General features: G+C 43.0%; 1 protein-coding gene and 1 pseudogene. One reads left to right on the top strand and one right to left on the bottom strand.

Annotation, left to right across the window (positions count from 1 at the left end):
- Positions 1–436: 436 nt before the first annotated feature.
- The gene (locus tag VU18_RS20980; protein ID WP_236687459.1) at positions 437–709 is read right to left on the bottom strand and encodes a hypothetical protein; all 273 of its coding nucleotides are present in this window, start codon (positions 707–709) and stop codon (positions 437–439) included.
- Here VU18_RS20980 and VU18_RS20975 point away from each other — a divergent pair.
- Positions 611–1064 (top strand): annotated as a pseudogene (locus VU18_RS20975) (transposase); the annotation flags it as partial. The gene VU18_RS20980 and the pseudogene VU18_RS20975 overlap by 99 nt on opposite strands.

Below are 1064 nucleotides of genomic sequence, written 5' to 3'. Positions count from 1 at the left end.
CGCCTAGGCGGCTGTTTTTCCTCGGCAGGATTATAACCATATATCTCAAGTATTGATATTTCAAGGCTTGAGTGACTTGTTATTTTATATCGTGTAAAATTTGTGCAAAATTATCTCGAGTGCGTCAATTCATGCAAAAAGGTGCCGACCCAAAAGAGCGGTAATGCTCCTTTCTGGGGCAACATGGCAAAAGAGATCACCAGTAAAACCAAGGGTTTCAGAGGTGGCCTCTTTCACATACTTCAGTGAAATTTCATCAAAAAGGAGCTTTTGAGTCATCCCCTTTTCGTTGTTAATCTTCCTCATCTCTTTGTTAAAATCCATGACGAGTAGCGCTATACTTCTTCCAACTGAACTTGCTTAGAAATAATTTTTAACAACGGCTCTTTATAATCAAAGGTATATATACATCCAAATTAAAATTTTAACCTCTGGTTCACGCAGCACACCCGATGCGGCGTAATACCTCATCTGGGTGCTGTAAGACGTATTGTTCAAAACGAGTGATTGACTGGTCAATATCGTTTTGATCTTTATGCAAGACATTGGCGATGACTTCATCTTTCAGCCACTTCAAGCCATCATGCGTTGTCCGCACTGCTTCAAGACACTGGAGAAGATCAAAGAGCGTAAAGATTACCACATCTACAAGTGCAAAAACGATGATTGTTCGTTTTACCAAACGAGCCTTCGGCGCATGAACACCCACGAACGGAAACGATTTAAACAGAAACCCCATGCCTTTAAAGTTCGGTACCTTTACCGAGAATTTCTGTTTGACTTTCGTCCATTGGTACCGTCCTCTCCGAAAAAGCCAAAGGTGGATTTGTCCCGTTATCGGTGTCTTCTCACATCCTTGGGCTGATTTTGACGTATCACGTCAACTACGGGATGTCTTCTCGAAAAACAGCGGGCGTCATGAAGGACGTGCATGGGGTGTCGATTTCCCATCAGACCATCATTAACTATGCCAACCGTGTCACGCTGATCGTCAAGCCTTTCATCGATCATTTTCCTTACGAACTGTCTGGCTCCTTTTGTGGAGACGAGACGTATATTCGCGT

Source organism: Geobacillus sp. ZGt-1, from assembly GCF_001026865.1.
GTDB classification, from domain to species: domain Bacteria; phylum Bacillota; class Bacilli; order Bacillales; family Anoxybacillaceae; genus Geobacillus; species Geobacillus thermoleovorans.
This window is presented reverse-complemented; position numbering and strand designations above follow the sequence as displayed.